The following is a 23,224-nucleotide window of genomic DNA, read 5'->3' on the forward strand; positions in this document are numbered from 1 at the left end:
GTCTGGAACGATGCGTATCTCTACACAGCAGTATTTCGACACCAGCTCCGCCAAATATCAGGATAACTATTCGGGTGTGGTGAAGGCTCAGGACCAGGCCAGCTCCGGCGTGCGCGTGCAGACCGCTTCGGATGATCCGGTAGCCGCCGCGCAATTGCTGATGCTGCAACAGCAGAAAGACATGCTGGGCCAGTACAACGGCAACATCACCAGCCTGCAAAACTCGCTGACCAACGAGGAAAGCGTGTTGTCGAGCATCAACACGGCCATGCAAACCGCCAGCGGCCTGGCGTTGCAGGCGGGTAACCTCAAGCTCAGCAATGACGACCGCAAGGCTATCGCCGCTCAGGTCGGCGCGCTCGAAGACCAGGTGTTGGGTTTGCTCAACACCAAGGATTCCAGTGGCAACTACATGTTTTCCGGGGCCAAGACCGACACGCCGCCCTACAGCCGTAACAACGATGGCACCTACACCTACCAGGGTGATGAGACGCCGCTGAGCCTGCAAGTGTCGAGCAACTTGACGGTTGCCGCGGGCGATACCGGCAAGACGCTGCTGGAAAGCTCCGGCAACACCGGCCGCACTCAGGCGACGATTTTGCCGCCAGCGGTCAACGACGGCAAAATCGCGATTTCGGCGGGCCTGGTCACCTCGGGCACCGCTTACACGAAGAATTTTGCCGATGGCCAGCCGTACAAGCTGACCTTCTCCAGCAGTACCCAATACAGCGTGACCGACAAGGACGGCAACGACGTAACGTCCGAGATCACCGGTAACGGCACATTTGATTCCACCAAGGAAGGCGCGTCCAGCGTCAACCTGCGCGGGGTCAAGTTCGACATCAGCCTGAACCTTGGGTCTGATGTGGCCTCGGGCGCGCCGTCTGACGCGCTGGTGGCGGGCAAGGCCTTTACGCTGGAGAGCAAGCCGGACACGTTCAGCAGTTCGCGTACAGCCAGTAATCCGTCTACGGCGCAGTTGACCGGTGGCCGGGTCACCGACCAGGCAGCCTACGCCAGCACCTTTCCGAACTCGGGCGCGGTGATCAAGTTCACCAGCGGCAATGACTATGAGGTGTACGCCCAGCCGTACTCGGCGAACAGTAAGTCGATTGCCACGGGCACCATGGCCACCGGCGCGACGTCGATCACGGCTGCCGGGGTGACCTTTGATGTGAGCGGCGCGCCGGGGGCGGGTGATCAGTTTTCGGTGAATGCCACCAGCAACAAGAACATGAACGCCCTGGACACGCTGGGCCAACTGCGCAAGGCGCTGGAAACCCCGGCAGATGGCGACCCGGTTGCCATGAACAATCTCAAGGACGTGATCAATACCTCCATCGGTAACCTGGCCAACGCTTCGGCGCAGATCGACCAGGTGCGTGGCTCGATTGGCGCGCGCCAGAACGCCCTGGATATCCAGAGCCAGGAAAACACCAGCCTGGGGCTGGCCAACACCTCCACCATGTCATCGCTGGCGAACGTTGACATGGGCCAGGCGGCCATTGACCTGACATTGCAGCAGACCATGCTGCAGGCTTCGCAGCTGGCGTTTGTGAAGATCTCCCAGTTGAGCCTGTTCAGCCGCATGTAACCGGCGAGCGAACAAGCGGCCCACCCTGGCAACAGGGTGGGCCGTTGTTGTTTCTGGGGCCGAGAATGTTGCAGGGTTTTGCACAAAGCGCACAAAATTGAGTGACCTGTGAGTCATAAAGCGCATCTTCACTGTATCGTGTGAAAAGGATAAGTCGTCGCAGGGTCTTTGCGCGGGGGCTTTCAGCGATATTTTTACGGGGTTATCCCCTTTATTGTCAGCGCTCCCGGCGTAGCCCGAGGGGTGTTATCCAGCTATTTAGTATTGGGAAGCCACAATGATTGGCATAAAAAGCATCGCCAGTTACGTGCCGGCAGACGGGGTCGATAACTACGCCCAGGGCGCCAAATTCGCCAAGGATGAGGACTTCATCATTGGCAAGATCGGTTCGGCGTTCCTGCCGCGCAAGGATGCTGCGCAGGAAACCTCCGACCTGTGCGTCGAGGCGGTCAACGCCTTGTTTGCCAACAACCCTGATTTGAAGCGCGAGTCGATCGACGCGCTGATCGTCGTGACCCAAAACGGCGATGAGGAAGGCTTGCCCCACACGGCCGCCATCGTCCAGGACAAACTGGGCCTGCCGACCCACGTGGCGGCGTTTGATATCTCGCTGGGTTGCTCGGGCTATGTCTACGGCATCTACGCGATGAAAGGCTTCATGGAAGCCACCGGCCTGAAAAACGGCCTGCTGATCACCGCCGACCCGTATTCGAAGATCGTTGACCCGGAAGACCGCAACACCACCATGCTCTTCGGCGATGCCGCCACTGCCACCTGGATGGGTGAAGATGCCCCGTGGTTGCTCGGCAAGTCGAAGTTCGGCACTGACGGTTCCGGTGCGCCGCATCTGAAGGTCAGCGACGGCGTGTTTTTCATGAATGGCCGCCAGGTGTTTAACTTTGCCCTGCTCAAAGTGCCGGCGCATCTGCATGAGCTGCTCAACGAATCGCAGCTCAAGGCAGACGAAATCGATGCCTTCTGCATTCACCAGGGCAGTGCGGCGATTGTCGACGCCGTGGCGCGGCGTTTTGAAGACGCCCCGGTGGAGAAATTCATCAAGGACATGGTCGAGACCGGCAATACCGTGTCTTCCAGCATTCCACTGCTGCTTGAAAAGCACATGATGGACGGCGACTGGAAGCGTGTCGCAATCAGCGGATTTGGGGTTGGCTTGTCGTGGGGTTCGGCGATTCTCTATCGTCCGTGATGCCCTGATAGAGCTGCACACAAAAACGCCCAGGCTTGTAAAAGCCTGGGCGTTTTTTATTTGGCGCCAGAAAACCCAGCATTTGCGGGCGTTTGGGCTATCGTAAATGCTTGAATTACAAAGGATGGCCCGTTGCTAGTAAAAAAAATCAAAAAAGTCCTCAAGCAACCTGCATTCACGACGATAACTATTACGAAGGTTCTCTAGGCCACACCCGGCGGTTGCCAGGGCCGGAAGCCGCAGTACACCACCCACGAGGATTTCGTCATGGCTTTAACAGTAAACACTAACCTTGCTTCGTTGAACGTTCAGAACAACCTGAACAAGGCTTCCGGCGCCCTGCAAACTTCCATGCAGCGTCTGTCCTCCGGCCTGCGTATCAACAGCGCCAAAGACGACGCGGCCGGCCTGCAAATCTCCAACCGTCTGACCAGCCAGATCAACGGCCTGGGCGTTGCAATCAAAAACGCCAACGACGGTAGCTCGATTGCTCAGACCGCTGAAGGCGCAATGCAGCAGTCCACCAACATCCTGCAAAGCATGCGTACCCTGGCTCTGCAATCCGCCAACGGCTCGCCAAGCGCTGAAGACCGTAAGTCGAACCAGGCTCAATACGCAGCGCTGACTGCTGAATTGACCCGTATCGCTACCACCACTACTTTCGGTGGCAAGAACCTGCTGGACGGTTCTTTCGGTACTACTTCGTTCCAGGTCGGCGCCAACGCCAACCAGACCATCGACATGAGCATCGGTAACGTTGCAGCCAACAACATTGGTTCGCAGCAGCTGAAAACTCAAGGCGTAGCGCCAAGTGCAACCGGCGTTGCCGGCGGCGCAATCACCGTTACCGGTGGCGGCCAGTCGACCAACCTGACCATCGCTGCCGGCGCTTCCGCCAAGCAGATCGCTGCTCAAATGAACGGCGCTGTCGGCGGCCTGGCTGCTACTGCCAGCACTGTTGCCCAGTTCTCCGTTGACTCCACTGCCATTGCTGCTGCCAGCCCTGCCAGCGCCAACTTCACCCTGAAAGTCGGCAGCGGTACTGCTGTCCAGTTCACTGGCGTGACCAGCACATCGGACCTGGCTGACCAGCTGAAGTCCAACGCTGCCAAACTGGGCATCACCGTTAACTACGATTCGACCACCAACGCTCTGTCGGTCAAGTCCGATACCGGTGAGAACCTGACCTTCAACGCTGGCGATGCCGGTGCTGTTGCAGGTGTCAAGGTCGCTACTCAGGACGGCAGCGGTGCATTCGGCACAGCCGTTGCACTGGACGCTGGCCCGATCGTCGCTACTGGCGCAGTGTCGCTGAACTCCTCCAGCAGCTACTCGCTGAGCGGCGCCGGTGTGACCGGTCTGTTCGCAGCTACTGGTACTGCTGCCAACTCCACCAAAACCACCGTCAACAACACTGACATCACCACTGCTGCCAACGCACAGAACTCGATCGACGTGATCACCCAGGCGATCTCGGACATCGACTCCCAGCGTGCCGGTCTCGGTGCTGTACAAAACCGTTTCGACAACACCGTTGCCAACCTGCAGAGCATCTCGGACAACTCCAGCGCCGCTCGCGGTCAGATCCAGGACGTTGACTACGCTGCAGAAACTGCTCAGCTGACCAAGCAACAAACCCTGCAACAGGCTTCCACTGCGATCCTGTCCCAGGCCAACCAACTGCCTTCCGCTGTACTGAAGCTGCTTCAGTAATAGCCATCGGTAGATGAATGACGGAAGGGCGCGTTTACGTGCCCTTTTGTCTTTTGCGTGATGAGGAGATTGGGCATGGACATGAGCGTGAAGTTGAACCTGTCTTATCCGGCAGTGGCGCCACAGAGCGCTCCTGCTCCCGTGAACAACGACCCGCAGAAAACCAGGGTTGATCCTTTGGCTGCCACGGTCCAACCCAAGCAGGACTCGAAGCCGTCCGACCTTGAACAGGCGGTCACGGATATTCGCAAATTCGTCCAGGCTGCCCAGCGCAACCTGGACTTTTCCATTGATGACTCCACCCATCAGGTAGTCGTCAAGGTCATAGCGACCGAAAGCGGCGAGGTCATTCGTCAGATCCCATCGGAAACGGCATTGAAACTCGCACAAAGCCTTCATGACGCCAGCAGCGTATTGTTTGACGCCAAAGTCTGAGCTGGCATGAATTTTGTTGCTGTAGCTGCTTTAGGCTTCGTCCGTCAATAAAGCGCCAGCCCCGGATCAGGAGAAGAATCATGGGTGATATATCAGTTAGCGGCCCCGTTACGGGCATTGATACCCAGCAGATCGTGACGGCATTGGTGAACGCGGAACAGGCGCCGAAGCAATCGCAGATCAACAAGCAGACGCAAACGTCGACTGCCCAGCTGTCCTCGATCGGCAAGATTCAAGCCGCGCTGGATGCCTTCCGTGGTGCCATGGACAACATGACCAAGGACGCCAGTATCGGCGGCCTGACGGCGACGACGTCGGATGCCAACGTGTCCACCGTCACCTTGGGTGCCGGTGCGTCTGCGGGCAGTTATCAGCTGATCGTCAACCAGTTGGCGACCGCCTCGAAGGTTGCTACTCAGAATTATTCAACCGGCGCGAAAACCGTCGTCAATACCGGCACCACCGCGACGACCCTGGAAATTTCCCAGTCAGGTCAGAGTTACGGGGTCAGTGTTCCGCCAGGCGCGACGCTGCAACAAGTGCGTGACTCGATCAACGCGCAATACAGCAGTGTTGGCCTGAGTGCCAACATCCTGACTGACGCCACCGGTTCTCGCCTGGTCATGACCTCGACCAATACCGGCGCCGGCACGGACATTACCCTGGGGGGTAACTCCGGCCTGGAAGCGGGTTCGTCGGTTGTGGGTGATCCACCGCAAAACGCTAAATACACCATTGACGGCACGGCTCAGGAATCCAAGAGCAATACCCTGACCGAGGCGATCAGTGGTGTGAGCATCAAGTTGACGGCGGTGTCGCCTCTGCCTGCCGGGGTTACAGGGACGCTCCCTGACGGCGTTACGCGCGTGTCATCGACCATTACGGTCACCCGCAGCAACGACACCCTCAAAAGTTCGGTGAAGGGTTTTGTCGACACCTACAACGCGTTGATGACGGCCATGAACACCGAGACCGCGGTCACCACCAACGCGGACGGTTCCACCACGCGCGCTGCGCTGACAGGCGATGCCACCATGCGCTCCCTGCAGACCGCGTTGCGTAGCGAGCTGAACGCAATGACGGGCACGGGCACGTTGAAGTCCCTGGCGCAATTTGGCGTGAACACGGACTCCGGCACCGGCAAGTTAAGTATCGACGACAAGGTATTCGGTGCAGCGATTGCCACCAACCCCACCGACATCGGCGGCATTTTCAACGGTGACAATGGCTTGCTGGCGCGCATGAAAAGCGCGACCGACAGCTATGCACTGAGCAACACCGGCGTGCTGGCCACGCGTTCGTCGACGCTGTCGGACGATCTCAAGGACCTGCAGAACCAGCAGGACACCCTGACCGCGCGTATGGCTGCCCTGAAGACCAGCCTGACCGCCAAGTACACGACGATGAACAACCTGGTGGCCCAGCTCACCAGTCAGCGTTCCAGTGTCATGAGCACGCTCAACGCGCTGAACAAGACGTCTTCGGACAGTTGATCCCGATGAAGCCGCCCGCTGGTGATTACCGCCATCGGGCGCCGCCTTCAGCCGACTTGCGGTTAAAGTTTTTTGCGACCCAGTCGACATATTAGTCAGAGCCCATCCTATTTAGCTGTTGCCTGTCACGAGGTAGAAACATGAATCCCATGAGAGCCCTTCGCCAATACCAGAAGGTCAATTCCCATGCCCAGATCTCCGAAGCCAGCCCGCACCGTCTGGTCCAGATGCTGATGGAAGGCGCGTTGGATCGCATGGCTCAGGCCAAAGGCGCCATGGCTCGTGGTGATATCGCGCAAAAAGGTTTGCTGCTGGGCAAGGCGATCGACATCCTGATCGGCTTGCGTGATGGCCTTAATCCGGAAAAAACCGATGATCCGGCCGCGTTGCAGCAGTTGGACAATCTGTATGCCTACATGACCACGCGCCTGCTGGAAGCCAACAGCAAGAGCGATGTCGCCATGATCGACGAAGTAGCCGGCCTGATGATTACGCTCAAGGAAGGCTGGGACGGTATTGCAACACTGTAGGCCTGTTGGCCTGAGGATGATGTCATGAGCCACGCCCTGCAACGGATTGACGAGACCCGCGAAGCCTTGGTTGACGCACTGGCCCACCGTAACTGGGACGCTATCGGCGAACTGGATATGGGGTGTCGTGCGGTGATCGATGAGGCGCTCAACAATGCGCCGGTGGACGAGGATGCCCTGCGGGAAAAGCTGCAAAGCTTGCTGGCGGTGTATCAGCAGTTGCTTGAGGTGACGACTGGCGAACGCCAGGCGATTTTCGAAGAGATGTCGCAGATCAACCGAGCGGAAAGCGCGTCAAAGGTTTACCATCTGTTCGGCTGAATGGGCTCAGTTAATCCGAACGGCGCGTCATATATTTGACTGTGCCAGCATTTTTGACTTAACTAGTGCTGTTTTCAGATTTCAGACGTCTAGTAGGGTAAGAAATCTTACAAACGTCTAGATTGCCCTCACTCTGGGGCAGAGCGTTTTACTAGGGAAGTTGCTATTGCATGTGGCGTGAAACCAAAATTCTGCTGATTGATGACGATAGCGTCCGCCGCCGCGATTTAGCGGTAATTTTGAATTTTCTTGGTGAAGAAAATTTGCCCTGCGGTAGCCATGACTGGCAGCAGGCGGTCAGCTCTTTGTCGTCGAGCCGTGAAGTCATCTGTGTGTTGATCGGGACGGTCAACGCTCCTGGCGCAGTTCTGGGCTTGTTAAAGACACTGTCTACCTGGGATGAGTTCCTTCCGGTGTTGCTGATGGGCGATATTTCTTCCGTGGACCTTCCGGAAGACCAGCGCCGCCGCGTGCTTTCCACCCTGGAAATGCCGCCCAGCTACAGCAAATTGCTCGACTCCCTGCACCGTGCCCAGGTCTACCGCGAGATGTATGACCAGGCCCGCGAGCGCGGTCGTCATCGCGAACCCAACCTGTTTCGCAGCCTCGTCGGCACCAGCCGTGCGATCCAGCACGTACGCCAGATGATGCAGCAAGTGGCCGATACCGACGCCAGCGTATTGATCCTCGGCGAGTCCGGCACCGGCAAGGAAGTGGTCGCACGCAACCTGCACTATCACTCCAAGCGCCGCGACGGGCCGTTCGTGCCGGTCAACTGCGGGGCGATCCCGGCAGAGTTGCTCGAAAGCGAACTGTTCGGCCACGAGAAGGGCGCCTTTACCGGGGCGATCACCAGCCGTGCCGGGCGTTTCGAACTGGCCAATGGCGGCACCCTGTTTCTTGACGAAATCGGCGACATGCCGCTGCCGATGCAGGTCAAGCTGTTGCGCGTGTTGCAGGAGCGCACCTTCGAGCGCGTGGGCAGCAACAAGACCCAGAGCGTCGATGTGCGCATCATCGCGGCCACGCACAAAAACCTCGAAAGCATGATTGAGGTCGGCAGCTTCCGCGAAGACCTGTACTACCGCCTCAACGTATTCCCTATCGAGATGGCCCCGCTGCGTGAGCGCGTGGAAGACATCCCGCTGCTGATGAACGAACTGATCTCGCGCATGGAACACGAAAAGCGCGGCTCGATTCGCTTCAACTCCGCCGCGATCATGTCTCTGTGCCGTCACGGCTGGCCGGGCAACGTCCGTGAGCTGGCCAACCTGGTCGAGCGCATGGCCATCATGCACCCGTACGGTGTGATCGGCGTGGTCGAGCTGCCGAAGAAATTCCGCTACGTCGACGACGAAGACGAGCAACTGGTAGACAGCCTGCGCAGTGACCTGGAAGAGCGCGTGGCCATCAACGGCCATACGCCGGACTTCGGTTCCACCGCCATGCTGCCGCCCGAGGGCCTGGACTTGAAGGACTACCTCGGTAGCCTCGAACAAGGCCTGATCCAGCAGGCGCTGGACGATGCCAATGGCATTGTCGCGCGCGCCGCCGAACGCCTGCGCATCCGTCGCACCACCTTGGTGGAGAAGATGCGCAAGTACGGCATGAGCCGTCGCGAAGGTGACGAACAGGCGGATGATTGACGCCTGTTTTTTAACTGACTGATAGATAGGTCTATTTTTTTCGGCACGGGTATTGCTACAGCCCTCGCAACGTTCCGTTTAACTGACGGTCAGCCAGCGAGAGAGCATGATGCCCCACGCCGCCAAACTTTCTACAGCCCCTGCTATTTCTGGGCTGGTTCCGTGCGCAGAGCCGCTGACCCGGCAGGGTCTTGAACAGGCGTTCTCGCAGTTCAACCAGATGTCGAGCCAACTGACCGACTCTTACAGTCTGCTGGAAGCGCGGGTTTCCGAGCTTAAAGGCGAACTGGCAGTGGTCAGCGCCCAGCGCATGCAAGAGCTGGCCGAGAAAGAGCGTCTGGCCAACCGTCTGCAAAACCTCCTCGACCTGTTGCCCGGCGGCGTAATCGTCATCGATGAAATGGGCCGTGTCCGCGAAGCCAACCCGGCCGCGCGTGACTTGCTGGGCGAGCCGCTGGAAGGCGAGCTGTGGCGCCAGGTGATTACACGCTGCTTTGCGCCGCGCGAAGACGACGGCCATGAAATCTCCCTCAAAGACGGTCGGCGTCTGTCCATCGCCACCCGTTCCCTGGACGCCGAGCCCGGCCAGTTGGTGCTGCTCAACGACCTGACTGAAACCCGTCACTTGCAAGACCAGTTGGCGCGCCATGAGCGTTTGTCGTCGCTGGGGAGGATGGTCGCTTCGTTGGCGCATCAGATCCGCACGCCGTTGTCGGCCGCGTTGATCTACGCCAGTCATTTGACTGATGAGCAATTGCCAGCCGCCACCCACCAGCGATTTGCCGGTCGCCTCAAGGAGCGCCTGCATGAATTGGAGCACCAGGTGCGCGACATGCTGGTGTTTGCCCGCGGCGAATTGCCGCTGACCGACCGCGTCACGCCATCCGCGCTGATGCAGTCGCTGCAAGCGGCAGCCGCCACGCATATCCAGGACGTCAACGTGCGCTGGCAGTGCGACAGCCACTTGGGCGAGTTGCTGTGCAACCGTGACACGCTGGTCGGCGCGTTGCTCAACCTGATCGAAAACGCCACCCAGGCCAGCGGCCCGGGTGCGCGGCTCAAAGTGCACCTCTACACCCGCGACCAAACCCTGCGCCTGTGCATCAGCGACAGCGGCAGCGGCATCGACCCGGTCGTGCTGCAGCGCCTGGGCGAACCCTTTTTTACCACCAAGACCAACGGCACGGGCCTGGGCCTGACCGTGGTCAAGGCAGTGGCGCGTGCACATCAGGGAGAATTGCAGCTGCACTCCCGGTTGGGGCGTGGCACCTGTGCATTGATGACCTTGCCGCTGTTTTCCAGCGCGGCAAGCGCGGAGTAAAAGGACTATGGCTATCAAGGTTTTATTGGTCGAAGACGATCGCGCCCTGCGTGAAGCATTGGCTGACACGCTGCTGTTGGCGGGCCATGACTACCGGGCGGTCGGTTCTGCTGAGGATGCCTTGGAGGCCGTTGAGCAAGAGTCCTTCAGCCTGGTGGTCAGTGACGTGAACATGCCCGGCATGGACGGCCACCAGTTGCTCGGCGTGTTGCGCGCGCGCCAGCCGCAACTGCCGGTGTTGCTGATGACAGCCCATGGCGCCGTCGAGCGGGCGGTGGACGCCATGCGCCAGGGGGCGGCGGATTACCTGGTCAAACCCTTCGAGCCCAAGGCGCTGATCGAGCTGGTCGCCCGGCATGCGCTGGGCGTGGTGTCGAATGCCGAGGGCGAAGGCCCGATTGCCTTCGAGCCGGCCAGCGCTCAGTTGCTGGAGCTGGCAGCCCGGGTGGCGCGCAGCGATTCAACCGTGTTGATTTCCGGCGAGTCCGGCACCGGTAAAGAGGTGTTGGCGCGTTACATTCACCAGCAGTCGGGCCGCGCCAAACAACCGTTTATTGCGATCAACTGCGCGGCGATTCCCGACAACATGCTCGAAGCCACGCTGTTCGGCCATGAAAAGGGCTCGTTCACCGGCGCCATTGCCGCGCAGGCCGGCAAGTTCGAACAGGCCGACGGCGGCACCATCCTGCTCGACGAAATTTCGGAAATGCCCCTGGGCCTGCAAGCCAAGCTGCTGCGGGTGCTGCAGGAGCGCGAAGTGGAGCGCGTCGGCGCGCGCAAGCCCATCCAGCTGGACATCCGCGTGGTCGCCACCACCAACCGCGACCTGGCGGGTGAAGTGGCGGCGGGGCGCTTTCGTGAAGACTTGTTCTACCGGCTCTCGGTGTTCCCGCTGGCCTGGCGCCCGCTGCGTGAGCGCCCGGCGGACATCATTCCGCTGGCCGAGCGCCTGTTGAACAACCACGTCAAAAAAATGAAGCATGCCCAGGCGCGGCTGTCGGCCGAGGCCCAGGCCTGCCTGATCAGCTACCCATGGCCCGGCAATGTGCGGGAACTGGACAATGCCATCCAGCGCGCGCTGATTTTGCAGCAGGGCGGGTTGATCCAGCCGCAGGACTTCTGCCTGGCCATGGGCAGTGGCGCGGCGCCGTTGCCGAGCCTGGCGCCGGCACCGGTAGTCGTGGCCGACGCCGAGTCTGGCGGCGCCCTGGGCGACGACCTGCGTCGCCGCGAATTCCAGATGATCATCGACACCCTGCGTGCCGAGCGCGGCCGCCGCAAGGAAGCCGCCGAGCGCCTGGGCATCAGCCCGCGCACCTTGCGCTACAAGCTGGCGCAGATGCGCGACGCGGGGATGGATGTCGAAGCCTACCTGTTCGCGACCTGACAAATCGCCGTCTTGGAAATACTCAGGCTGACAGGGTTTGTCGCCTTTTCTTACGAATAGCCACGGAGCTGGCACCCTTGTTGCTACCACACCTAGTAACCGCTGCGTAGTGTCAAAAAATTGCGGGTCGTCGGAGAGAGAAGGTCATGAGCCAGGGTATTGAGTTCAATCGGTTGATGTTGGATATGCGCTCCATGCAAATGGATGCCATGGCTCAACCGAAATCCGTCGCGCCTGCGCCGGAATTGGGCCAAAGCAGTTTTGCCGACATGCTCGGTCAGGCAATCAACAAAGTCAGTGATACCCAGCAAGCCTCGAATCAGTTGGCTACCGCCTTCGAGATCGGCAAAAGCGGCGTGGACCTCACCGATGTGATGGTCGCTTCGCAAAAGGCCAGCGTTTCCTTTCAGGCCTTGACCCAAGTGCGTAACAAGTTGGTTCAGGCTTATCAAGACATCATGCAGATGCCGGTTTAAGGACGAGATTTAAGTCATGGCAGAAGCAGTCGTGGACAACGTACCCGCCAAGGCAGACGGCAAGCCGCCGCTGTTTGGCCTGTCGTTCCTGGAAAACCTTTCCGAAATGACCATGTTGCGTCAGGTGGGCCTGATGGTCGGCCTGGCTGCCAGCGTGGCGATTGGTTTTGCCGTGGTGCTGTGGTCGCAGCAACCTGATTACCGCCCGCTGTACGGCAGCCTGGCCGGGATGGATTCCAAGCAGATCATGGAAACCCTGGCCGCCGCCGACATCGCCTACACCGTGGAGCCCAATTCCGGGGCCTTGCTGGTCAAGGCCGATGACGTGGCGCGTGCGCGCATGAAGCTGGCGGCCGCCGGCGTCACGCCGTCCGACAGCAATATCGGTTTTGAAATTCTCGACAAGGACCAGGGCCTGGGCACCAGCCAGTTCATGGAGGCCACGCGTTACCGTCGTGGCCTGGAAGGCGAACTGGCACGCACCATCTCAAGCTTGAATAACGTCAAGGGCGCCCGCGTGCACCTGGCGATTCCGAAAAGCTCGGTGTTCGTGCGCGACGAGCGCAAGCCAAGCGCCTCGGTATTGGTCGAACTGTTTTCCGGCCGCTCCCTGGAGCCTGGCCAGGTCCTGGCGATCATCAACCTGGTGGCCACCAGCGTTCCTGAATTGAGCAAGTCGCAAATCACCGTGGTGGACCAGAAGGGCAACCTGCTGTCCGACCAGGCCGAGAACTCCGCGCTGACCCAGGCCGGCAAGCAGTTCGACTACAGCCGCCGCATGGAAAGCATGCTCACTCAGCGCGTGCACAACATTCTGCAGCCGGTGCTGGGCAACGACCGCTATAAAGCTGAAGTGTCTGCCGACGTGGACTTCAGTGCGGTCGAATCGACCTCCGAGCAGTTCAACCCGGACCAGCCGGCGCTGCGCAGCGAGCAATCGACCAGCGAACAACGCACCGCCAGCAATGGCCCGCAAGGTGTGCCGGGTGCCCTGAGCAACCAGCCACCGGCCCCGGCCACTGCACCGCAAACCACCGGTGGCGCCGCCGCGACAGCGGGTGCGATTCAGCCTGGTCAGCCACTGTTGGACGCCAACGGCCAGCAGATCATGGACCCGGCCACCGGCCAGCCGATGCTCGCACCGTACCCGGCGGACAAGCGTAACCAGTCCACCAAGAACTTCGAGCTCGACCGTTCCATCAGCCACACCAAGCAGCAGCAGGGCAAAATCAATCGCCTGTCGGTGTCGGTGGTGGTCGATGATCAGGTCAAGGTCAATGCCGCTGACGGCGCCGTCACCCGTGCGCCGTGGAGCGCCGACGAATTGGCGCGCTTCACCCGTCTGGTGCAGGACGCCGTCGGTTTCGACGCCAGCCGTGGCGACAGTGTCAGTGTGATCAACATGCCGTTCTCCGCCGAGCGCGGCGAAGTGATCGCCGACCCGGCGTTCTACACGCAGCCGTGGTTCTGGGACATCGTCAAGCAAGTGCTGGGTGTGTTGTTCATCCTGGTGCTGGTGTTCGGCGTGCTGCGCCCGGTGCTCAACAACATCACCGGCCATGGCAAGAAGCAGCTGGCATTGGCTGGCAGTGACGTTGAGTTGGGTGGCATGGGCGGCCTGGACGGCGAACTGGCCAACGACCGCGTCAGCCTCGGTGGCCCGCAAAGCATCCTGTTGCCAAGCCCGAGCGAAGGCTATGACGCTCAGTTGAACGCAATCAAGAGTCTGGTAGCAGAAGACCCGGGCCGTGTGGCTCAGGTCGTGAAAGAGTGGATTAACGCAGATGAATGATCGAGCCGCTGTTGCCAAGCTCACCAAAGTCGACAAAGCCGCCGTGTTGCTGCTGTCTTTGGGTGAAACCGACGCCGCACAAGTGCTGCGCCACATGGGCCCCAAAGAGGTTCAGCGCGTAGGCGTGGCCATGGCGCAAATGCGCAATGTGCACCGTGAGCAAGTCGAGCAGGTGATGAGCGAGTTCGTCGAGATCGTCGGCGACCAGACCAGCCTGGGCGTCGGCTCCGACAGCTACATCCGCAAGATGCTCACCTCGGCGCTGGGCGAAGACAAGGCCAACGGCCTGATCGACCGCATCCTGCTGGGCGGCAACACCAGTGGCCTGGACAGCCTGAAATGGATGGAGCCGCGCGCCGTTGCCGACGTGATCCGCTACGAGCACCCGCAGATCCAGGCCATCGTCGTCGCCTACCTGGACCCGGACCAGGCCGGTGAAGTGCTTGGCCACTTCGACCATAAAGTGCGCCTGGACATCATCCTGCGCGTGTCGTCGCTGAACACCGTGCAGCCGGCGGCATTGAAAGAACTCAACACGATTCTCGAGAAGCAGTTCTCGGGCAACTCCAACGCCTCGCGCACCACCCTGGGTGGCATCAAGCGCGCGGCCGATATCATGAACTTCCTCGACAGCTCGGTCGAAGGTCAGTTGATGGACTCGATCCGCGAGATCGACGACACCCTGTCCGGCCAGATCGAAGACCTCATGTTCGTGTTCAACAACCTCTCTGATGTCGACGACCGTGGCATCCAGGCGTTGCTGCGCGAAGTGTCTTCGGACGTGCTGGTGCTGGCCCTCAAGGGCTCGGACGAAAACGTCAAAGAGAAGATCTTCAAGAACATGTCCAAGCGTGCCTCCGAGCTGTTGCGTGACGACCTGGAAGCCAAAGGCCCGGTGCGTGTCAGCGACGTGGAAACCGCCCAGAAGGAAATCCTCACCATTGCCCGCCGTATGGCCGAAGCCGGAGAAATCGTTCTCGGCGGGAAGGGCGGCGAAGAAATGATCTAAGGCGCTGCCCATGTCGAACAAAGATGAGACGCCCAGCGATCTGATTCGCGCGCGGGATGTCGGCGGGTTCGATATCTGGTCGTTGCCCAGTTTCGATCCGCATGTGCCGGAACCTGAACCGGAGCCGGTGGTTGAAACGCCGGCCGAAATGGAAGAAGTGCCGCTCGATGAAGTCCAGCCACTGACCCTTGAAGAATTGGAAGCCATCCGCCAGGAGGCCTACAACGAGGGTTTCGCGGCGGGTGAAAAAGACGGTTTTCGCAGCACCACCCTCAAAGTTCGCCAAGAGGCCGAGGAGGCGCTGAGCGTCAAGCTGGCCAGCCTTGAGCGCTTGATGGGCAACCTGTTCGACCCGATCGCCGAACAGGATTCGCAGCTGGAAAAATCCATGGTCGGGCTGGTCGAGCACATCGCGCGCCAAGTGATCCAGCGCGAGCTGGTGCTCGATTCCAGCCACATCGAAAGCGTGATGCGCGAAGCCCTCAAGCTGCTGCCATTGGGCGTCGGCAATGTGCGGCTGTACATCAACCCGCAGGATTTCGAACAGGTCAAAGCCCTGCGCGAGCGCCATGAAGAAACCTGGCGCATCGTCGAGGACGCGGCGCTGCTGCCCGGTGGCTGCCGCGTCGAAACCGAGCACAGCCGCATTGATGCCACGGTGGAAACCCGCATCAGCCAGATCATGGCGAAAATGTTCGATCAATTGCATGAACAGTCCCTGCACCCGGCCGAGCCTGATATGAGCGTGGACCTGGATGCCGCCGATGCGCCTTGAACGCACCAGCTTCGCCAAGCGCCTGAGCGGCTACGCCGAGGCCACTGAGTTGCCCGGCCAGCCGATCCTCGAAGGGCGCCTGCTGCGCATGGTCGGCCTGACCCTCGAAGCCGAAGGCCTGCGCGCCGCCATGGGCAGCCGCTGCCTGGTGATCAACGACGACAGTTACCACCCGGTGCAGGTCGAAGCCGAAGTGATGGGCTTTTCCGGCAGCAAGATTTTCCTGATGCCGGTCGGCAGCCTGGCGGGCATCGCCCCCGGCGCCCGCGTGGTGCCGCTGGCCGATACCGGCCGCCTGCCGATGGGCATGAGCATGCTCGGCCGCGTGCTCGACGGCGCCGGTCGCGCGTTGGACGGCAAAGGCGGCATGAAGGCCGAAGACTGGGTGCCGATGGACGGCCCGACCATCAACCCGCTCAACCGCAACCCGATCAGCGTGCCGCTGGACGTGGGCATTCGCAGCATCAACGGTTTATTGACGGTCGGCCGCGGCCAGCGTCTGGGCCTGTTTGCCGGTACCGGTGTGGGGAAGTCGGTGTTGCTCGGCATGATGACGCGCTTTACCGAGGCCGACATCATCGTGGTCGGGCTGATCGGTGAGCGGGGCCGTGAAGTAAAGGAATTCATCGAGCACAGCCTCGGTGAAGAAGGCCTCAAGCGTTCGGTGGTCGTCGCATCCCCGGCCGATGATGCGCCGCTGATGCGTTTGCGCGCGGCCATGTACTGCACGCGCATCGCCGAATATTTTCGTGACAAGGGCAAGAACGTCCTGTTGCTGATGGACTCGCTCACGCGTTTCGCCCAGGCCCAGCGGGAAATCGCCCTGGCCATCGGCGAACCGCCAGCCACCAAAGGCTACCCGCCTTCAGTGTTTGCCAAGCTGCCCAAGCTGGTTGAGCGCGCCGGTAATGCCGAGGCCGGCGGCGGTTCGATCACGGCGTTCTACACCGTGCTGTCCGAAGGCGATGACCAGCAAGACCCGATTGCCGACTCGGCGCGTGGCGTGCTCGACGGCCACATCGTGCTGTCGCGGCGTTTGGCCGAAGAAGGGCACTACCCGGCCATCGATATCGAAGCGTCGATCAGCCGGGTGATGCCGGCGGTGGTCACGCCGGAGCACATGGCCCGCGCCCAGCATTTCAAGCAACTGTGGTCGCGCTATCAGCAAAGCCGCGACTTGATCAGCGTGGGTGCCTACGTGGCCGGCGGTGATCGCGAAACCGACCTGGCGATTGCCCTGCAACCGCAGCTGGTGACCTACCTGCGCCAGGGCCTCAACGACAAGATCAGCATGGGCGAAAGCGAAGCGCATCTGGGCTCGATCTTTGCCCCGGCGCCAGGCGGTTAAGCCATGGCCAGCACCCGTTCCTCGCGCCTGGCCCCAGTGGTGGACATGGCGGAGAAGGCCGAAAAAACCGCCGCGCAACGCCTGGGCTACTTTCAGGGGCAGGTGCGCCTGGCAGAAAGCAAGCTCGGCGACCTGGAGCGCTTTCGCGGCGAATACCAGCAGCAATGGATCGAGCGCGGCAGCAAGGGGGTTTCCGGCCAATGGCTGATGGGCTACCAGGGCTTCCTCAATCAGCTGGAAACCGCCGTAGGCCAACAGCGCCAGAGCCTGGCCTGGCACCAGAACAACCTCGATAAAGCCCGCGAGGCATGGCAGGCGGCGTTCGCTCGGGTCGAAGGTTTGCGCAAACTGGTGCAGCGCTACATCGACGAAGCGCGGGCGCTTGAAGACAAGCGCGAGCAGAAGCTGCTCGACGAGCTGTCACAGCGACTTCCCCGCCAATCACAGTACTAACGGCCACCACCGGCCTACTGTGGGAACCGGGCTTGCCCGCGATGCAGGCACCGAGGTGGGTCATGCTATCGCGGGCAAGCCAGCCCCCACATTTGATTTGCTGTGTTGCCCATACCTCGATCACCTGCTAAACCTTGTTGCACATTGCCAATGACAAGGAAGCAGTCGCATGTCAGTCGTGTCAGAAGTATCCCTGGATGGGAAAAAATTGACGATTACCGTCAAAGGGCGATTCGATTTCGGTAGCCATCAAGCCTTTCGTGACGCCTACGAGCGGTTCTACAAGGTGCCCGAGGTCTACGTGGTGGACCTCAAAGACACCACCTACATGGACAGCTCGGCCCTGGGCATGTTGCTGCTGTTGCGTGACCATGCCGGTGGCGACAATGCCGAAGTCCAGGTGATCAACAGCAACTCCGATGTGCGCAAGATCCTCGCCATTTCCAACTTTGACAAACTGTTCGATCTCAGTTGAGCAGCCTAGCCCCGGTCCTTGAACCGCTGACGATCCTGATCGCCGAAGACAGCGCCGCCGATTTGCTGTTGCTGTCGACCATCATTCGGCGTCAGGGGCATCAAGTACTCACCGCCACCAACGGCGCGCAAGCGGTCGAGGTGTTTACCCGCGAGCGCCCGCAACTGGTGTTGATGGACGCGCTGATGCCGGTGATGGACGGCTTTGAAGCCGCGCGGCGCATCAAGCAGCTCGCCGGTGAGGCGCTGGTTCCGATCATCTTCCTGACCTCGCTGCGCGAAAGCGAGGCGCTGGCCCAGTGCCTGGACGCGGGCGGCGATGACTTCCTGCCCAAGCCCTACAACCAGTTGATCCTGGCAGCGAAAATCAACGCCATGGACCGCCTGCGCCGGCTGCAGGCCACGGTCTTGCAGCAGCGTGACCTGATCGCCAGGCACCACGACTACCTGTTGCACGAGCAGCGCGCGGCCAAGGCGGTGTTCGATAAGGTGGCGCATTCGGGTTGTATCAATGCGGCGCCGAACATTCGTTACCTGCAATCGCCCTATGCCCTGTTCAATGGCGACCTGCTGCTGGCGGCGTACACACCCTCCGGCGACATGCATGTTTTGCTCGGCGACTTCACCGGCCATGGCCTGCCGGCCGCCGTGGGGGCCATGCCCCTGGCGGAAGTGTTCTACGGCATGACCGCCAAGGGCTACGGCCTGGCGCAGACCCTGCGCGAGATGAACGCCAAGCTCAAACGCATCCTGCCGGTGGACATGTTCTGCTGCGCCACGCTGATGTGCCTGAGCGCTCAGCGGCGCGTGGTGGAGGTGTGGAACGGCGGGATGCCCGAAGGCTATGTGCATGAAGTCGCCACGGGCAAGCGCACGCCATTGGTGTCGCGGCACCTGCCACTGGGTGTGTTGTCGGCGCAGGCGTTCGATGACGGCACCGAGGTCTGGCCCATGGCGCTGGGCGACCGGGTGTTTTTGCTCTCCGACGGTGTGCTCGACACGGCTGACGCCAATGACCAGCTGTTCGGCGCCGAGCGCTTGCAGCAGGTGTTCGCGGCCAACCGCGAGCCCGACCGGTTATTCGAAGACATCGAGCGGGCGCTGGCGGCGTTTCGTGGCCAGGCGCGCGATGACGTCAGCATGGTGGAAATCACCCTGCAGGCCGGCCAGCCGTTGCGTGCGGCCGAGCCCGTCTACGCCGACAGCGGGCAGTCGTGCCCGCTGGATTGGTCGGTGAGTTTCGAATTCCGTGCGCAGACCCTCAAAAGCTACAACCCGTTGCCGTATCTGCTGCAGTTGCTGCTGGAGATTCAGGGTCTGCGGGGGCAGAGCGGGGCGCTTTACAGTGTGATGGCCGAGTTGTATTCCAACGCGCTGGAGCATGGTGTGCTGGGGTTGGATTCGCGCCTCAAGCGTGATGCCCAGGGGTTCGCCGACTACTACCGCCAGCGCAATGAGCGGCTGGGGCAGTTGAACAGCGGTTACGTGCGGGTGCATGTGCAGGTGGTGCCGACCGCCACGGGCGGCAAAATGACGCTGCGCATTGAGGACAGCGGCCCGGGGTTTGACGTGGAGCAGGTGCTGGCGCGGCCGATGGATGTCGACCGTCTGTCTGGCCGCGGCTTGAGCCTGGTGCGCCAGTTGAGCAGCGATGTACGCTGGTCCGATGGCGGGCGCAGTGTGTGCGTGGAGTTTTGCTGGGGGGCTCTGGCATAATCCGCCGATTCTTGATCAAGGAGCGAACAAGTGGCTGAGATTCATCTGGACCCCGATGTGTTGTCGGGTTTGCAGGAAGTGATGGAAGGCGAGTACCCGAAACTGCTGGATACCTTCCTTGACGATTCGCAGAAGCGCGTCGAAGCGTTGCGCAAGGCTCGCGACGATGCCAAGGCGCTGGGACGGATCGCGCATAGCTTCAAGGGCAGCAGCGGTAACCTGGGGGCGGTGCGGTTGGCAGAACTTTGCCGCCGGCTCGAAGACGGCTCTGCGCAGCTGACACGCGTGGACCTGGATGAACTGGTCGACGAAATCGACCAGGAATTCGCGCTGGTTCGGCCGTTGTACGAACACGAGCGTCAGCGTTTTCAGCTGTGATTGAGGGCTCGAGGTAAACCTGGCCCAACTCTTGCTCTACCTCTGGATACTGCATCCCCGATCCCAGTGCAGTGGAGACCCTTACCTATGCCAGTCGCCCCCAATTCGCTTCTTCAGGCTGCCGCTGCGGCCAAGCCTCAAGCGCCGGCCGCCACCCCCTCGGTAGCGGCTGCGGACCCACGAGGCAAGGGCCCTGGCTTCGCGCAAGTGTTTGCAAACCAAAGCCCGAAACCGACGCTCAAGAGCGACGACGCCCCGGCCAAAGTCACGCGTGACAAGCCCTCGGACACCCCCTCCAAGCCGGCTGCAGGCGACGATAAGCCTGCCGCCAGCAAGCCGGCCGTTGCCGATAGCGGCAATCCCTTGCCTGCCAAGCCGCCGGCCAAATCCGACGACAGCGCCAGCAATGACGACGACAAAACCGCCGACCCGGCGGTGGCGCAGCAGCCTCCGGTTGATCCCGTGGTTGACCCGGCAGTGGTTGCCGCGGTCACACCGGTCCCCGTGCCCGTCCCGGTAGAAACGCCGGCACCTGTAGCCGCCAAGGACGACAAGGCCCAGCCAGTCGTCGCGCCCGCTGTGGCTGCCACCGATGACGCCAAGCAGCCGGCGTTCGACCCGGAGGCGGATCCGCTGGACTCGATGCCCGCTGTGCGCCTGGCGATGGAGCAGGGCGGTCACGTCTCGGCCAGTAGCCAGACGCCGCAGAAAGCCGCACCGACCACCACGCAGGATCAGCCGACCGCTGCGCAGAGCTTTGCTGCGGGCCTGGCGACTATGGTCGATCAGCAAGCCACCAAGGACAGCACTGACCAGGGCGGCGACAAAGCCTTCAGCGGGCTGATCGAAGGTGGCCTCAAGGATTTGAAGGACGCCAGCAGCGACACCCGCGTGGATGATTTCGCCAACCGCCTCGCCGCATTGACCCAGGCCGCCACGCCGAAAACCGCGAATGCCTTGCCACCGGTTGCGAACGCGCCGCTGGCCATGCACCAGAGCGGCTGGACCGAGGAAGTGGTCAACCGCGTGATGTACCTGTCCAGTGCCAACCTCAAGTCGGCAGAAATTCAATTGCAGCCGGCAGAGTTGGGGCGCCTGGACATCAAGGTCAACATGACCGCGGACCAGCAGGCCCAAGTCACGTTCATGAGCGGTCACGCCGTGGTGCGTGAAGCACTGGAAACCCAGTCCGGCCGTCTGCGCGAGATGTTTGCCCAGCAAGGCATGGGGCAGGTCGACGTCAACGTCTCCGACCAGTCGCGTGGGTGGCAGGGCCAGGGCCAGGATCAACAGCAGCAGAACCAGGCGCGCGGCGTGAGTGGCAGCGGCGGGCGGGGTGATGGCGGGGATGCCGGTGATCACGCCGAAGTGGCAGCCGCCGTCGCGCCCGTGACCCAGACCATCATCGGCTCCAGCGCCGTTGATTACTACGCCTGACACCTGTTGAAACCCGGTCAATGTGGGAGCTGGCTTGCCTGCGATGGCGGTCTATCAGTCACACAGATGTGAGCTGAGCCACCGTCATCGCAGGCAAGTCAGCTCCCACATTTGGTTCGTGGTGTTCTCGCTTCCCCGATTACCAGACAACTCTGGCATAACACTTGCTCTTGCCTTTCCGTAGATCTATGAATTCCAGAATAGTGACGGATTATTGGCATGGCGAAGAGCGACGACGCAGCAACTCCACCCGCAGGCAAAGGCAAAGGCAAGCTCAAGCTTATCCTGCTGATCGTGCTGGGCCTGCTCCTGGCCATCGGCGCCTCGATTGGCGGCACCTGGTTCATCATGCACAGCAGTGCGAGCAAACCGGCACCCGCCGCCGAAACCGCCAGTAACGTCAAGCAACCGGCAATCTTCGAACCGATGCTGCCGGCCTTTGTGGCCAACTTCAATCAGAACGGCCGTCAACGCTACCTGCAGGTGAGCATCACCTTGCTGGCGCGTAACCAGGCGGACCTGGATGCGCTCAAAGTGCACATGCCGGTGATCCGTAACAACCTGGTGATGCTGTTCTCCGGGCAGAGCTTCGACAGCCTGGCCACGCCGGTAGGCCAGGAAATGCTGCGCCAGAAGGTCACTGCCAGCGTGCAGGAAGTGGCCCAGAAAGAGCTTGGCAAAGTCGTGGTCGAGCAGGCGCTCTTCACTAACTTCGTATTGCAGTAGGATCACGACATGGCCGTGCAAGACCTGCTGTCCCAGGATGAAATCGACGCGCTGTTGCATGGCGTCGACGATGGTCTGGTACAGACCGAAATGGCTGCCGAACCCGGCAGCGTCAAAAGTTATGACCTCACCAGCCAGGATCGCATCGTCCGTGGACGCATGCCGACGCTGGAAATGATCAACGAACGTTTCGCCCGCTACACCCGTATCAGCATGTTCAACATGCTGCGCCGTTCGGCGGACGTGGCGGTGGGCGGCGTGCAGGTGATGAAGTTCGGCGAGTACGTGCACTCGCTGTACGTGCCCACCAGCCTCAATCTGGTCAAGATCAAGCCATTGCGCGGTACCGCGCTGTTCATCCTCGACGCCAAGCTGGTGTTCAAGCTGGTGGACAACTTCTTCGGCGGCGACGGCCGTCACGCCAAGATCGAAGGCCGTGAATTCACCCCGACCGAACTGCGCGTGGTGCGCATGGTGCTTGAGCAAGCCTTCATCGACTTGAAGGAAGCCTGGCAGGCGATCATGGAAGTCAACTTCGAGTACATCAACTCGGAAGTGAACCCGGCCATGGCCAACATCGTCGGCCCCAGCGAAGCCATAGTGGTCTCCACCTTCCACATCGAACTCGATGGCGGTGGCGGCGACCTGCACGTGACCATGCCGTACTCGATGATCGAGCCGGTGCGGGAAATGCTCGACGCCGGTTTCCAGTCCGACCTGGACGACCAGGACGAGCGCTGGGTCAAGGCCCTGCGCGAAGACCTGCTGGACGTCGACGTACCGCTGAGCGCCACCGTGGCCCGTCGCCAGCTGCGTCTGCGCGATATTTTGCACATGCAGCCGGGGGACGTGATTCCCGTGGAATTGCCGGAAGAACTGATCATGCGTGCCAACGGCGTGCCGTCGTTCAAGGTCAAGCTGGGTTCGCACAAAGGCAACCTGGCGTTGCAAGTGATCGAACCGATCAACCGCCGCTGATCACCAATTATTTTT

At 61.0% G+C, this 23,224-nt stretch carries 22 protein-coding genes; all 22 read left to right on the top strand.

Going from position 1 to position 23,224, the window contains the following annotated elements:
• The first annotated feature begins 10 nt into the window (after positions 1-10).
• On the top strand, positions 11-1,594 hold the full coding sequence (locus ACM530_RS19145) for a flagellar hook-associated protein 3 (RefSeq protein ID WP_262208277.1): 1,584 nt from the start codon (positions 11-13) through the stop codon (positions 1,592-1,594).
• A 277-nt stretch (positions 1,595-1,871) separates the two neighbouring features.
• Positions 1,872-2,801, top strand: coding sequence for a ketoacyl-ACP synthase III (locus ACM530_RS19150; protein ID WP_145158895.1), 930 nt, complete (start codon positions 1,872-1,874; stop codon positions 2,799-2,801).
• A 267-nt stretch (positions 2,802-3,068) separates the two neighbouring features.
• Positions 3,069-4,514 carry a flagellin gene (locus tag ACM530_RS19155; RefSeq protein ID WP_145158893.1) on the top strand — a complete coding sequence of 482 codons (1,446 nt, stop codon included), beginning with the start codon at positions 3,069-3,071 and terminating at the stop codon, positions 4,512-4,514.
• Positions 4,515-4,589: 75 nt separating this feature from the next.
• Complete coding sequence (locus tag ACM530_RS19160; protein WP_416362904.1) at positions 4,590-4,949, top strand: flagellar protein FlaG; 360 nt, start codon at positions 4,590-4,592, stop codon at positions 4,947-4,949.
• A gap of 80 nt (positions 4,950-5,029) precedes the next feature.
• Positions 5,030-6,442 carry a flagellar filament capping protein FliD gene (gene fliD, locus ACM530_RS19165; RefSeq protein ID WP_242195629.1) on the top strand — a complete coding sequence of 471 codons (1,413 nt, stop codon included), beginning with the start codon at positions 5,030-5,032 and terminating at the stop codon, positions 6,440-6,442.
• Positions 6,443-6,582: 140 nt separating this feature from the next.
• Positions 6,583-6,972 carry a flagellar export chaperone FliS gene (gene fliS / locus ACM530_RS19170; RefSeq protein ID WP_106576450.1) on the top strand — a complete coding sequence of 130 codons (390 nt, stop codon included), beginning with the start codon at positions 6,583-6,585 and terminating at the stop codon, positions 6,970-6,972.
• Positions 6,973-6,996: 24 nt separating this feature from the next.
• On the top strand, positions 6,997-7,293 hold the full coding sequence (locus ACM530_RS19175; RefSeq protein ID WP_145158887.1) for a flagellar protein FliT: 297 nt from the start codon (positions 6,997-6,999) through the stop codon (positions 7,291-7,293).
• Between the two features lie 170 nt (positions 7,294-7,463).
• Positions 7,464-8,939, top strand: a complete 1,476-nt coding sequence (locus ACM530_RS19180) for a sigma-54 dependent transcriptional regulator (RefSeq protein WP_071483261.1) — start codon at positions 7,464-7,466, stop codon at positions 8,937-8,939.
• Between the two features lie 109 nt (positions 8,940-9,048).
• A complete protein-coding gene (locus ACM530_RS19185; protein ID WP_416365105.1) occupies positions 9,049-10,260 on the top strand; it encodes a sensor histidine kinase in 1,212 nt (403 codons plus the stop codon).
• Between the two features lie 7 nt (positions 10,261-10,267).
• A complete protein-coding gene (locus ACM530_RS19190; RefSeq protein WP_416362905.1) occupies positions 10,268-11,647 on the top strand; it encodes a sigma-54-dependent transcriptional regulator in 1,380 nt (459 codons plus the stop codon).
• A gap of 146 nt (positions 11,648-11,793) precedes the next feature.
• Positions 11,794-12,123: a flagellar hook-basal body complex protein FliE gene (fliE, locus tag ACM530_RS19195; RefSeq protein WP_016972029.1), complete on the top strand. Its 330-nt coding sequence runs from the start codon at positions 11,794-11,796 to the stop codon at positions 12,121-12,123.
• Between the two features lie 16 nt (positions 12,124-12,139).
• Complete coding sequence (fliF, locus tag ACM530_RS19200) at positions 12,140-13,915, top strand: flagellar basal-body MS-ring/collar protein FliF (RefSeq protein ID WP_145158883.1); 1,776 nt, start codon at positions 12,140-12,142, stop codon at positions 13,913-13,915.
• Positions 13,908-14,924 (top strand): flagellar motor switch protein FliG, encoded by a 1,017-nt coding sequence (gene fliG / locus ACM530_RS19205; RefSeq protein ID WP_106576455.1) that lies wholly within the window; start codon positions 13,908-13,910, stop codon positions 14,922-14,924. Before fliF ends, fliG begins: the two co-directional genes overlap by 8 nt.
• A gap of 10 nt (positions 14,925-14,934) precedes the next feature.
• Positions 14,935-15,699 (top strand): flagellar assembly protein FliH, encoded by a 765-nt coding sequence (gene fliH, locus ACM530_RS19210; protein WP_145158881.1) that lies wholly within the window; start codon positions 14,935-14,937, stop codon positions 15,697-15,699.
• Entirely contained in the window at positions 15,689-17,047 is a 1,359-nt protein-coding gene (gene fliI / locus ACM530_RS19215) for a flagellar protein export ATPase FliI (protein ID WP_145158879.1), read from the top strand. The genes fliH and fliI overlap by 11 nt, the downstream gene beginning before the upstream one ends.
• 3 nt (positions 17,048-17,050) lie before the next feature.
• A complete protein-coding gene (gene fliJ, locus ACM530_RS19220) occupies positions 17,051-17,500 on the top strand; it encodes a flagellar export protein FliJ (RefSeq protein WP_145158877.1) in 450 nt (149 codons plus the stop codon).
• A gap of 169 nt (positions 17,501-17,669) precedes the next feature.
• Positions 17,670-17,975 (top strand): STAS domain-containing protein, encoded by a 306-nt coding sequence (locus ACM530_RS19225; protein ID WP_106576459.1) that lies wholly within the window; start codon positions 17,670-17,672, stop codon positions 17,973-17,975.
• Positions 17,972-19,690 (top strand): ATP-binding SpoIIE family protein phosphatase, encoded by a 1,719-nt coding sequence (locus tag ACM530_RS19230; RefSeq protein ID WP_262208266.1) that lies wholly within the window; start codon positions 17,972-17,974, stop codon positions 19,688-19,690. The genes ACM530_RS19225 and ACM530_RS19230 overlap by 4 nt, the downstream gene beginning before the upstream one ends.
• A 30-nt stretch (positions 19,691-19,720) precedes the next feature.
• Entirely contained in the window at positions 19,721-20,068 is a 348-nt protein-coding gene (locus tag ACM530_RS19235) for an Hpt domain-containing protein (protein ID WP_106576461.1), read from the top strand.
• Positions 20,069-20,155: 87 nt separating this feature from the next.
• Complete coding sequence (locus ACM530_RS19240; protein WP_416362906.1) at positions 20,156-21,505, top strand: flagellar hook-length control protein FliK; 1,350 nt, start codon at positions 20,156-20,158, stop codon at positions 21,503-21,505.
• Between the two features lie 219 nt (positions 21,506-21,724).
• Complete coding sequence (fliL, locus tag ACM530_RS19245) at positions 21,725-22,231, top strand: flagellar basal body-associated protein FliL (protein ID WP_145158871.1); 507 nt, start codon at positions 21,725-21,727, stop codon at positions 22,229-22,231.
• A gap of 9 nt (positions 22,232-22,240) precedes the next feature.
• On the top strand, positions 22,241-23,209 hold the full coding sequence (gene fliM / locus ACM530_RS19250; protein WP_010166091.1) for a flagellar motor switch protein FliM: 969 nt from the start codon (positions 22,241-22,243) through the stop codon (positions 23,207-23,209).
• The last annotated feature ends 15 nt before the right edge of the window (positions 23,210-23,224 follow it).

The sequence above is a fragment of the Pseudomonas sp. NFX183 genome (genome assembly GCF_047943075.1).
In the GTDB taxonomy this organism is placed as follows: Bacteria; Pseudomonadota; Gammaproteobacteria; order Pseudomonadales; family Pseudomonadaceae; genus Aquipseudomonas.

What these genes read in the sequence shown, in the direction of transcription:
- fliF (WP_145158883.1), top strand. Translation starts at nt 12,140, where the DNA reads ATGGCAGAAGCAGTCGTGGACAACGTACCCGCCAAGGCAGACGGCAAG.
- ACM530_RS19175 (WP_145158887.1), top strand. Translation starts at nt 6,997, where the DNA reads ATGAGCCACGCCCTGCAACGGATTGACGAGACCCGCGAAGCCTTGGTT.
- fliH (WP_145158881.1), top strand. Translation starts at nt 14,935, where the DNA reads ATGTCGAACAAAGATGAGACGCCCAGCGATCTGATTCGCGCGCGGGAT.
- ACM530_RS19190 (WP_416362905.1), top strand. Translation starts at nt 10,268, where the DNA reads ATGGCTATCAAGGTTTTATTGGTCGAAGACGATCGCGCCCTGCGTGAA.
- ACM530_RS19160 (WP_416362904.1), top strand. Translation starts at nt 4,590, where the DNA reads ATGGACATGAGCGTGAAGTTGAACCTGTCTTATCCGGCAGTGGCGCCA.
- ACM530_RS19225 (WP_106576459.1), top strand. Translation starts at nt 17,670, where the DNA reads ATGTCAGTCGTGTCAGAAGTATCCCTGGATGGGAAAAAATTGACGATT.
- fliM (WP_010166091.1), top strand. Translation starts at nt 22,241, where the DNA reads ATGGCCGTGCAAGACCTGCTGTCCCAGGATGAAATCGACGCGCTGTTG.
- fliL (WP_145158871.1), top strand. Translation starts at nt 21,725, where the DNA reads ATGGCGAAGAGCGACGACGCAGCAACTCCACCCGCAGGCAAAGGCAAA.
- ACM530_RS19150 (WP_145158895.1), top strand. Translation starts at nt 1,872, where the DNA reads ATGATTGGCATAAAAAGCATCGCCAGTTACGTGCCGGCAGACGGGGTC.
- ACM530_RS19145 (WP_262208277.1), top strand. Translation starts at nt 11, where the DNA reads ATGCGTATCTCTACACAGCAGTATTTCGACACCAGCTCCGCCAAATAT.
- fliD (WP_242195629.1), top strand. Translation starts at nt 5,030, where the DNA reads ATGGGTGATATATCAGTTAGCGGCCCCGTTACGGGCATTGATACCCAG.
- fliE (WP_016972029.1), top strand. Translation starts at nt 11,794, where the DNA reads ATGAGCCAGGGTATTGAGTTCAATCGGTTGATGTTGGATATGCGCTCC.
- ACM530_RS19180 (WP_071483261.1), top strand. Translation starts at nt 7,464, where the DNA reads ATGTGGCGTGAAACCAAAATTCTGCTGATTGATGACGATAGCGTCCGC.
- fliS (WP_106576450.1), top strand. Translation starts at nt 6,583, where the DNA reads ATGAATCCCATGAGAGCCCTTCGCCAATACCAGAAGGTCAATTCCCAT.
- ACM530_RS19240 (WP_416362906.1), top strand. Translation starts at nt 20,156, where the DNA reads ATGCCAGTCGCCCCCAATTCGCTTCTTCAGGCTGCCGCTGCGGCCAAG.
- fliJ (WP_145158877.1), top strand. Translation starts at nt 17,051, where the DNA reads ATGGCCAGCACCCGTTCCTCGCGCCTGGCCCCAGTGGTGGACATGGCG.
- fliI (WP_145158879.1), top strand. Translation starts at nt 15,689, where the DNA reads ATGCGCCTTGAACGCACCAGCTTCGCCAAGCGCCTGAGCGGCTACGCC.
- fliG (WP_106576455.1), top strand. Translation starts at nt 13,908, where the DNA reads ATGAATGATCGAGCCGCTGTTGCCAAGCTCACCAAAGTCGACAAAGCC.
- ACM530_RS19155 (WP_145158893.1), top strand. Translation starts at nt 3,069, where the DNA reads ATGGCTTTAACAGTAAACACTAACCTTGCTTCGTTGAACGTTCAGAAC.
- ACM530_RS19185 (WP_416365105.1), top strand. Translation starts at nt 9,049, where the DNA reads ATGCCCCACGCCGCCAAACTTTCTACAGCCCCTGCTATTTCTGGGCTG.